General features: G+C 36.9%; 10 protein-coding genes, 2 tRNA genes and 1 pseudogene (1 of these 13 cut by a window edge). 8 read left to right on the top strand and 5 right to left on the bottom strand.

The features are described from left to right. Together FTX43_RS01785 and FTX43_RS01780 are read right to left on the bottom strand one after the other, a co-directional pair. Positions 1-29 (bottom strand): annotated as a pseudogene (locus FTX43_RS01785) (alpha/beta fold hydrolase); its annotated part reaches 307 nt to the left of the window's first position; the annotation flags it as partial. A 325-nt stretch (positions 30-354) separates the two neighbouring features. Next, the gene (locus tag FTX43_RS01780) at positions 355-585 is read right to left on the bottom strand and encodes a hypothetical protein (RefSeq protein ID WP_002310198.1); all 231 of its coding nucleotides are present in this window, start codon (positions 583-585) and stop codon (positions 355-357) included. A gap of 292 nt (positions 586-877) precedes the next feature. Between FTX43_RS01780 and FTX43_RS15490 the strand changes: the two genes are divergently transcribed. Further along, positions 878-1117 carry a DUF5626 family protein gene (locus FTX43_RS15490; protein WP_187147354.1) on the top strand — a complete coding sequence of 80 codons (240 nt, stop codon included), beginning with the start codon at positions 878-880 and terminating at the stop codon, positions 1115-1117. Between the two features lie 267 nt (positions 1118-1384). On the opposite strand, the gene FTX43_RS01775 is transcribed toward FTX43_RS15490, so the two are convergent. Beyond that, positions 1385-1457, bottom strand: a tRNA-Thr gene (locus FTX43_RS01775). Between the two features lie 215 nt (positions 1458-1672). Between FTX43_RS01775 and FTX43_RS01770 the strand changes: the two genes are divergently transcribed. Beyond that, positions 1673-1746, top strand: a tRNA-Asn gene (locus tag FTX43_RS01770). A gap of 137 nt (positions 1747-1883) precedes the next feature. On the opposite strand, the gene FTX43_RS14850 is transcribed toward FTX43_RS01770, so the two are convergent. Then, positions 1884-2048 (bottom strand): hypothetical protein, encoded by a 165-nt coding sequence (locus FTX43_RS14850; protein WP_002320198.1) that lies wholly within the window; start codon positions 2046-2048, stop codon positions 1884-1886. Positions 2049-2343: 295 nt separating this feature from the next. On the opposite strand from FTX43_RS14850, the gene FTX43_RS01765 reads away from it, so the two are divergent. The 3 genes from FTX43_RS01765 (at position 2344) to FTX43_RS01755 (ending at position 5462) form a co-directional block, all read left to right on the top strand. Beyond that, a complete protein-coding gene (locus FTX43_RS01765; RefSeq protein WP_002310204.1) occupies positions 2344-3672 on the top strand; it encodes an aminopeptidase C in 1329 nt (442 codons plus the stop codon). A 203-nt stretch (positions 3673-3875) separates the two neighbouring features. Beyond that, entirely contained in the window at positions 3876-4709 is an 834-nt protein-coding gene (locus tag FTX43_RS01760; RefSeq protein WP_002310205.1) for a fructosamine kinase family protein, read from the top strand. A 15-nt stretch (positions 4710-4724) separates the two neighbouring features. Then, on the top strand, positions 4725-5462 hold the full coding sequence (locus tag FTX43_RS01755; protein ID WP_002310206.1) for an acyl-ACP thioesterase domain-containing protein: 738 nt from the start codon (positions 4725-4727) through the stop codon (positions 5460-5462). A 154-nt stretch (positions 5463-5616) separates the two neighbouring features. Here FTX43_RS01755 and FTX43_RS01750 read toward each other — a convergent pair whose 3' ends face one another. Beyond that, positions 5617-6585 carry an asparaginase gene (locus tag FTX43_RS01750; protein ID WP_002314249.1) on the bottom strand — a complete coding sequence of 323 codons (969 nt, stop codon included), beginning with the start codon at positions 6583-6585 and terminating at the stop codon, positions 5617-5619. Positions 6586-6815: 230 nt separating this feature from the next. Here FTX43_RS01750 and FTX43_RS01745 point away from each other — a divergent pair, with 230 nt between their 5' ends. From FTX43_RS01745 to FTX43_RS01735, 3 genes are read left to right on the top strand one after another with little or no spacing between them, the layout of a single operon-like run. After that, positions 6816-7649: a DUF72 domain-containing protein gene (locus tag FTX43_RS01745; protein WP_147606688.1), complete on the top strand. Its 834-nt coding sequence runs from the start codon at positions 6816-6818 to the stop codon at positions 7647-7649. Positions 7650-7682: 33 nt separating this feature from the next. After that, positions 7683-8522: a Cof-type HAD-IIB family hydrolase gene (locus FTX43_RS01740; protein ID WP_002310209.1), complete on the top strand. Its 840-nt coding sequence runs from the start codon at positions 7683-7685 to the stop codon at positions 8520-8522. Positions 8523-8547: 25 nt separating this feature from the next. Continuing rightward, complete coding sequence (locus tag FTX43_RS01735; RefSeq protein ID WP_002310210.1) at positions 8548-9108, top strand: haloacid dehalogenase; 561 nt, start codon at positions 8548-8550, stop codon at positions 9106-9108. The last annotated feature ends 25 nt before the right edge of the window (positions 9109-9133 follow it).

The following is a 9133-nucleotide window of genomic DNA, read 5'->3' as shown; positions in this document are numbered from 1 at the left end:
TCAGGAAATTCAAATTGTGGATCAGTTAAATCAATAGAGTACTCGGGGGCACTGAAACATCCATAAAGCAAGTAGCTCCGCTATCGGTTGTCAACAGGGACACTTACTTTAATGTGATTCCATTAATTTGGAGAATAAATGGACTTTCACTCTACTACGATGGTCATCCTGAAAGAATTATCAACCATCGGAAGACCTAACATTTCCTTTTCCAAACCAAATTGATACACAACAAACTCATAACTTCCCGGATCACTTGGCGCTTTGAAAGAAATCTTTCCATTTTGTGGAGTAATTTTATTGGTTTTAGAATCTTTCGATAACCGAATAGGGAAGTCAGAAAGACCATTTAGTTCAATTTGCTTGTTTCCTAATAAGGCAACAAGGACGTATTCCTCCTAATGACACTTCATAATTGCCAACTATCAAGATATCTTCATCCGAACTTTGACTTAATCTTTCAGCTTTTTCGATCAATCTCAGAGTTGCTTGATCAGTACCACCATATTCAGTAGTCGCATTTGCCGTGATACTTAACCCAAAGCTTCCCAATACAATTGTACATAGAACTAATTTTTTAATCATTATGTTCCCTCCTATAAAAAATTTATATTGTTACTAACGTAATTATCTCAGAACATGCCTTTCTTGATAAGAACTCACCAGGTTACATCAATGTAAATCATTGGCTTCGTTAAGGTAACTAGCAGTTGATTTTGGGAGTACATGACTTTTATTAACAAAAATATTTAGAAGGAATTGGATCCAAAGAAGAAGTAAAAGCTCAGGAAAAAATAAGCTCAACTGTACTTGAGCTCGTATTATCAGATAGTATGGACATGAAGGAGCTGACCTATATTAATGAGGAGGAGAGGAAATACATTTAATAGTTGAAGAAATTGAGCGTCTGGGTAGAGTTGGTGCTAGAACTTATCGTTTCTCTAAAGCTTCTTCTGGAAATTGGCTCGTTTCCTATGACGTTCGTGTAAATGGCAGACAGCATATTATATCTACCTCGGATTTAAGTATTTCAGTACCTAGAGGGAATATTATTTCTAGAACTTTAACCCATAATAATAAACGGATGATTTCTAATGGTCAACTAGTTGTAAACTAAACAAGAGGTAATGATTATGGAATTAGCAGTGAAATTAAAGTATTCATAGAAAAAAGAGAGGGGTTTTTCAAGAAGATGTTGCAGAGCCGTTAAATATTACGCGACAATAAGAGTCGAGCAATCGATTGGATGAATTTTTTTATTCGCAGACTAACTGAAAAATTCTTTTTTTGTTTAAAATAAAAACAGTTTTGTGGGATTTTCGTGGCATAAAATAAAAAACAGCGCAGACACATGGTTAAACCAACATGTTGCACTGTTTAAGGAAGCCACTTGCCGGGCTTGAACCGGCGACCTCTTCCTTACCATGGAAGCGCTCTACCAGCTGAGCTAAAGCGGCATTATCATTAATACAAATAATAGGATAACGAATATTAATGTATTTGTCAATATATTTTTTATCAAAAAAATGTGTTTTTGTACTAATGAAACAATTCTTAGAAAAAAGTAAAAATAACAAAAAATGCTAACGGTTTCTTCGAGAATATAGTAAAAAATTTTAAAAAAAGTATTGCGTTATTTGAAAGAAATTGATATTATATTCATGTACTTGATTCCGGCATAGCTCAGTTGGTAGTAGCGCATGACTGTTAATCATGATGTCGTAGGTTCGAGTCCTACTGCCGGAGTAAATAAAGCTTATGCAAAGAAAAAGAAATCCAATCACTTGGGTTTCTTTTTCTTTTATTATTATGATGAATCAATCTTTCTGTTTTTGTCACGTATGTTGTAATCTTTACGAAAGAGTAGAGTTGGCTACTCATAATCAACCATACTTCCCATCATCGCTAAATACGAAATAAATCAGCATTCCTACACCAATCAAAGCACAAACTGCACCAAGAAAAGGAATGACATTCCCAAAGTTATCTGTATTCATAAGTATGCCACCACCCACAAACAAAAAGCCGCCAGCAATCAGGTTTTTCATTTTATTCATTCTCCTTTCTTACGTTATAGTATTTCCTTCTTTCAATGAGTATTTTGAAAGCTATCTTATTGTATGATGTTCTTCTAGACCTTTTCTTTATTATACAGTCCATTTTCGTTATCTCATAGGAATATTCTTTTTTATTTGAAAATTATTGTATACCGTATGACATTTTTCTTCATGAAGTTGTAAGTATATTCTCATTCAAATGAAAATTTCATCATAGAAGAGATTGTATTTCTAAATTCTTAAGAGTAAAATACGAAGTGTAACTTGGATTTGGAAGGATGATTGGATGAAAGCTATTACACCGGATATGACAACAAAATTTGACAAACAGTTTCAAGCAAATAACAAACAGCAGGCGTTGCAGCGGGCTGTCGTGAAGAACGGGATTACTGCTTCTGCTGAAAATATTTCAGCACATGTGGCGAATACACCAGTATTTTCTATTGATTTAGCTACAGGCAAAGTGGCTAATCAAATGCAATCGGGACGTTGCTGGATGTTTGCTGCATTGAATACGTTCCGTCACAAAATGCTGAATCAATTCCATTTAAAAGAGTTTGAATTATCACAAAATTACACTTTTTTCTGGGATAAATATGAAAAGGCAAATTACTTCTATGAAAACATTATTGCAACTGGAAAAGAGGCTATTGATAGCCGAAAAGTGGCTTTCTTGCTAACTACTCCTCAACAAGATGGCGGTCAATGGGATATGATCGTTTCATTATTCCAAAAATACGGTGTTGTGCCTAAATCGGTAATGCCGGAAAGTGCGAATAGTTCAAATTCTCGAGATTTGAATAACTACTTGAACAAACTACTGCGTAAAGATGCAGTTGTGTTACGCGAAATGGTTGCTCAAGGAGAAACATTAGACGCTATTGAAGAAAAAAAAGAAGAAATGCTAGAAAGTATTTATAACTTCTTAGCCATCTCATTAGGAACACCTCCAAAAGAATTCGATTTTGAGTACCGCGATGAAGAACAAAACTATCATCTTGACCGAGGACTGACGCCACAAATTTTTTATGATAAATACATCGGTGTAAAATTAGATGATTATATTAGTGTGATCAATGCACCAACAAAAGACAAACCATTCAATCGTTCTTATACAGTAGAGATGCTAGGGAATGTCGTTGACGGGAAAGAAGTTAAATACCTGAATGTTGATATGGAAACTTTCAAAAAATTAGCGATTGCTCAGCTTGAACAAGGAGAATCTGTATGGTTTGGTTGTGATGTAGGACAATCTTCTACTAGAACCAGTGGCATCATGGCCTTAGATGCTTATTCGATGGATGATCTATTCGATACGGATTTCACAATGACTAAAGCTGAACGTTTGGATTTTGGTGAAAGTTTGATGACCCATGCGATGGTATTGACTGGCGTTGATTTAGTGGACGGACAATCAACAAAATGGAAAGTCGAAAACAGCTGGGGCGAAAAAGTTGGAAAGAACGGTTTCTTCGTTATGAGTGATGCTTGGATGGACGAATATACGTACCAAATCGTTGTCAGAAAAGATTTGTTGACGAAAGAGCAACTAAATGCGTTCAATGAAGAACCAATTATGCTAGCTCCATGGGATCCAATGGGTGCTTTAGCATAGGTAAATAGTTCAATAAAGAGTATGCTATAGATAAAAAGAGCTGGCTTAAGTCAGCTCTTTTTTATCTATAAAGTCCATCTCCTGATTTTTATGATCCCTGTGCTATAATTCTAAATAAAGGGATAAGGATTGGAAATAATCCTTTTATCATGAAACAAGTAGGATGACAAAATAGAATAAAATTGGGAGTAGGGGGAAAAGTCATGGATATCCAAACTGTTTTATCTGATCTGAAACTAAATGGGAAAGTGATTCCAGTTGTTGGCGGCGATGTGAATCAAACTTATCGTATAAAAACAGATCAACGTGCTTATTTTTTGAAAATCCATCCGAATGTAAAAAAAGATTTTTTTGAAGCAGAAGTAGATGGGTTAAAAGAGCTAGCTACATTCGTACGTGTACCAGATACCTACATGCTGGGTGAAACAAGTGAAGGCGCTTATTTGTTAATGGAATGGATCGAGCCGGGAAAAGGAGATCAACGAGATCTTGCTGTAGCTTTAGCTAAACTCCATCAGCAAACAGCGCCACAATTTGGTTTTCGAAAAGATAACTATCTAGGTACACTTATTCAGAAAAATTCTTTTGAAGAAGATTGGTGGATTTTTTTCTTTAAAAATCGGCTTGAAGCCCAGATTTCTTTAGCGGAAGAAACGAATCGTTGGAATGTACAGCGGCAAGAAAAGTATCTGCAATTTAAAGAACGAGTATTGAAATCGGTTGAACCCAAAAAGATCACTCCACGCCTCTTGCATGGAGACCTGTGGAGTGGTAATGTGTTCTTTGACCAGCAAGGACATCCAATTTTTGTCGATCCGGCTGTTTCTTATGGGAATCGGGAACAAGACATTGCAATGAGTCAGTTATTCGGCGGTTTCCGACCGGAATTTTTAGATGCCTATCAAACTATATTTCCATTAGAAGAGGGATGGGAAGATCGACTACCGATTTACCAGTTATATTATCTTTTGGCACATTTGAATATGTTTGGAGAAAGTTACGGTTCCCAAGTAGATCAATTACTAGAAAGTTTTTAAGAGGAGGGCGTGTTTTTGGCAAAGAAATATACCAAAAAGCATGAAGTTTCATATTATGAGTGTGACATCAATCAAACGATGACATTTCCTTCGATGTTAGGAGTAGTTATCAAAACATCTGAAGATCAAAGCGACCAGTTGGGAAGAGGCAGTGAATTCGTCAATAGCTTTGGACTGACTTGGGTCATCACGAATTATTCTATGGAGATTAATCGTCTGCCTAGAGTCGGTGAAGTAATTTCAGTAACGACTCAAGCCATGGAGTACAATAAGTTTTTCTGTTATCGGAACTTCTGGATCCATGATGAAGATGGGGAAGAATTAGTCAAAATAGAATCTGTTTTTGTATTGATGGATTTTGTGAATCGAAAAATGAGCAGTGTTAATGAAGAAATCATTGCTCCTTTTGAGAGTGAGAAGATCAAAAAAATCAAGCGTCAGGAAAAAATTGAAAAGATTGATTCGGGCTTCATGTTGCCATATCGTGTTCGTTTTTATGATATCGATAGTAATCAGCATGTTAATAATGCGATGTATTTTAATTGGATCATTGATGTATTGGGATATGACTTTTTGACTACGCATGTTCCAGAAAAAGTAATTATTCGATTTGATAAAGAAGTAGAGTACGGGAATGAGATCGAAAGCCATTTTGAACAAGTCCCAACCGAAAATGGTATCAAAACAAAACATGAAATCCGAATGCAAGAACAGCTGTATTGTGAAGCCAATATTCTATGGAAAAATAAATAAAAAAGAGGTTGTGACAGAAGTGGTCAGCTTCAAGAAATAAGAAGAAATTTACGGAAATTGTTTCTCAAATTTTTGTGAAATTTCGGCTTAGTTTTCGAAGAAGCTACTTTTGTCACAGCCTCTCTTTTTAAGTTTAGCTATCAGATATTGATGGTTAGTTTTGGATAAACGAAATCAATTCTTCGCCCGTCAAACCATAGTTTACGGCAATCAATAGTTTTAAACGTGCTTTTTGACTATTGATGCTGTTGCAGAAAATAATCCCCATTTCTTCTAGTTCTTTTCCTCCGCCTTCATAATCATAAACAGGCTCTGCGATTCCATTGAAACAACGAGAAACAAGTACTACAGGAATTTTTTGGACAAGAAGCTTTTCTAAAGCTGCTAAGGCTTGAGGAGGGAGATTTCCGGCACCTAAAGCTTCAATGACTAGACCGTCTACTTTCGTATGGGCGATTGCTTCCAATAAGTCTCCTTGCATCCCAGCATATGCTTTAACAATTGGGATAGTCCCATTTACAGCGGAAATATCCAGCCGCTTTGTTTCTAAAAGTTCTTGTAAGAATAAGATTCGATTCTTAGTTACTAAACCGATTGGTCCCAATGTAGGCGTTCGGAAAGTAGCAACATTTGTGGTGTGGGTCTTTGTCACGTAGCGTGCAGAATGAATCTCATCGTTCATGACCACTAATACACCCTTATCTACCGCTTCTTCACAGCTTGCGACGCGAATAGCACTTTCAAAATTATAGAGGCCGTCACTTCCAAGTTCGTTACTTGAACGCATTGCCCCAGTCAAAACAATTGGTAATTTGTCACCAATCGTTGTATCAAGAAAAAAGGCAGTTTCTTCTAATGTATCCGTACCGTGTGTAATCACCACTCCGAATATACCTGATTCATAAGCGGACAAGATACGTTCTTTTAATACCAACATGTGAGAAGGCATGATGTGTGGTGAGGGAAGATTGAAGATATCTTCAACTAAGAGTTCCACATGCTCAGGTATCGTGATTTCTGCATCTAATAACGGGTTTGCCACATCAGGACTAACACCGCCAGTGAGCATGTTTTCTTTCATGGCGATCGTTCCGCCGGTGTGCAGTACAAGTATTTTTTTCATTTTACAGACTTCCTTACGAATAATTTTGCATAGCCGTTAAATCTTATTGTATACTATATAAAAGAGTTTTGCTATCAGTGAAGAATAACAATAGCCAGACTTATTATAAAAAAGCTACTCTTACTTAAACGAAGAAGACTCGACCTTGACCTCTTAATGCACGGAGTATTTGGTTGAGTTTCTTTTACAAAAAAGTAGTCAAGAGAAAACAATTACGAAGGTGGTCGAAAATGATCAGAATCGGATTAACATCGTTTAAAGAACATGACAAATTAACTGGCAAAAAGAATAACACTCTGTATGAATATGCCGGATTTCTACCCTTAGTGGAATTAGATACTGCTTATTATGGGATTCCTCGAAAGTCCTCTGTTGAGAATTGGATAAACGAAGTACCTGAATATTTTCGCTTTGTAGTCAAAGTCTATCAAGGGATCAGCGGTCAAGGAGATTGGAAGCCTTATTATCAGACAGAAGAAGAGATGATTACGCATTTTTTAGATGTCATGTCGCCAATGGTAGAAGCTGGAAAGCTTTTTTGCTTTTTAATTCAATTCCCCTCTTCATTCAAGTGTACAAAAGAAAATGTCCAATACTTGCGCAAACTTAGAAAGTGGTTTGAGGGTTATCCTGTTGCTGTAGAATTGCGGGACTATTCTTGGTATAGCGATGAATTTCTTGAACGTACGAGAAACTTTATGTCTCGAGCCGCTTTTTCTTTAGCCATCATTGATGAGCCGCAGCTGCTGAATACAACGATCCCTTTTGATCCATTTGTAACCAATCCGAACTTTGCTCTTTTTCGATTTCATGGCAGGAATGCTCAGGGATGGCAAGCAAATGATAAATATTGGCGCAAAAAAAGAACATTGTATCGTTATTCAGAAAAAGAACTACAAGAACTAGCATGTGAAGTCAAAGCAGTTGATTCTAAGACAAAAGAGATAGGTGTGATTTTTAATAACAATTCTGGCGGGGATGCGGCTGAAAATGCATTAGCACTGCAAAAAATATTAAATATCCAGCCGGATGGACTTAATCCAACTCAAATGGATCTGTTTTAAGGGCTTATTTTATTCATGAAAGGGGCGAAGTCTATGATCAAAGCTATTTTTTTTGATATTGACGGAACATTGGTCACCAATCGTTCAAAAGCATTGGAATCAACAAAACAAGCAATTAACTATGCTCGGAAAAACGGCATTTTATGCGGTGTAGCAACGGGGCGCAGCCCAATAAAGATCAAAGAAATCATTGATGATTTGGAATTAGATATGTATGTCGTGTATAATGGTCAACTGGTTTTTACTGCAGATCGAACGATTATCGACCACCCTTTTGAACAAAAAGTATTGGAACATATTGTTGAATTTGCAGATGCTAACCATCGACAAATCGTTTTTGGTGCGAGAAATCGGCTAGATGGATCAACAACGATGCTATTAGGACAATCGATTTTTATCAAGCGGCTAGTCAGCTTTTTACCGCGTAAATTCCCGGTACGTCTGATGAAAAAAGTCCTCCAGCTTTTTAGCCCTCATCGGCAAAAGGACCGTTATGAAACATTAGAGATATTAAAAGAACCAATTTACCAATGTATACTGCTTAGTCCGGAGTCAGAACAGAAAAAGTTAGAACATCTATTTCCCGAGTGTACCTTCCAACGTTCAAATACGTATACTGTAGATATCATCCCAAAAGGTGGTTCAAAATTGCTAGGCATCCAAGCTTTCGCAAATGCTGTCGGAATTGAGATGGAAGAAATCATGGCATTCGGCGACCATTACAATGATATCGAGATGCTGAAAGGTGTAGGAATTGGAGTGGCTATGGGAAATGCTCAGATTGAAGTAAAACATGCCGCAGATTTTGTGACCCAATCAAATGAAGAAGATGGCATATACGAAGGACTGAAACACTTTGGTCTGATTTATTAGTCAATGAAAGAAGGAAAACATTAGTATGGAATCAGAGACACCTTTTCAAAAAGTAGAAGCATTTCACAAAATTTTTGATCCAAGAAGACCAGAAATCCCCACAGCTTTTACTGCGATGGAGGCTCATACACGTGCTGCATTCAAAATAGAAGAACTTGTTGAATTTGTTGCAGCTACCTCACCAAGTAAAGAACAACTACATGAAGCTGTTACTCTGCTACACGAAGCATTAGATAAAGCAGAAGAAAAAATACTTGATAAAACAGAGTGGGGAAGTGACCCACTGATTGAACAAGTAGATGCACTGACAGATATCCTTTACTTTACTTACGGTTCTTTTTCATTATTGGGAATAGCGCCTGATCGAATATTTGATATCGTCCATCAGGCAAATATGGGAAAATTGTTTCCAGATGGAAAACCTCATTATGATCCTGTAACAAATAAAGTATTGAAACCTGAGAACTGGCAGATGGAGTACGCGCCAGAGCCTAAAATCGCGGCAGAAATCCAACGACAGATTCAAGAAGCTCTTGCTAGGAAAAGCTCTGCTGATAGGAGTGCATGCACAAACGAAACAGAGTGATCAGTACGTCACTATTTTTGTTATC

The sequence above is a fragment of the Enterococcus sp. DA9 genome, assembly GCF_008000875.1.
In the GTDB taxonomy this organism is placed as follows: Bacteria; Bacillota; Bacilli; order Lactobacillales; family Enterococcaceae; genus Enterococcus_B; species Enterococcus_B lactis.
The sequence above is the reverse complement of the archived record's forward strand: the minus strand, read 5'-3'. Positions and strand labels throughout refer to the sequence as shown.

Excerpts from the sequence above, each read along its gene's own strand:
- FTX43_RS01780 (WP_002310198.1), bottom strand. The coding sequence starts at position 585 with ATGATTAAAAAATTAGTTCTATGTACAATTGTATTGGGAAGCTTTGGG.
- FTX43_RS14850 (WP_002320198.1), bottom strand. The coding sequence starts at position 2,048 with ATGAAAAACCTGATTGCTGGCGGCTTTTTGTTTGTGGGTGGTGGCATA.
- FTX43_RS01765 (WP_002310204.1), top strand. The coding sequence starts at position 2,344 with ATGAAAGCTATTACACCGGATATGACAACAAAATTTGACAAACAGTTT.
- FTX43_RS01760 (WP_002310205.1), top strand. The coding sequence starts at position 3,876 with ATGGATATCCAAACTGTTTTATCTGATCTGAAACTAAATGGGAAAGTG.
- FTX43_RS01750 (WP_002314249.1), bottom strand. The coding sequence starts at position 6,585 with ATGAAAAAAATACTTGTACTGCACACCGGCGGAACGATCGCCATGAAA.
- FTX43_RS01745 (WP_147606688.1), top strand. The coding sequence starts at position 6,816 with ATGATCAGAATCGGATTAACATCGTTTAAAGAACATGACAAATTAACT.
- FTX43_RS01740 (WP_002310209.1), top strand. The coding sequence starts at position 7,683 with ATGATCAAAGCTATTTTTTTTGATATTGACGGAACATTGGTCACCAAT.
- FTX43_RS01735 (WP_002310210.1), top strand. The coding sequence starts at position 8,548 with ATGGAATCAGAGACACCTTTTCAAAAAGTAGAAGCATTTCACAAAATT.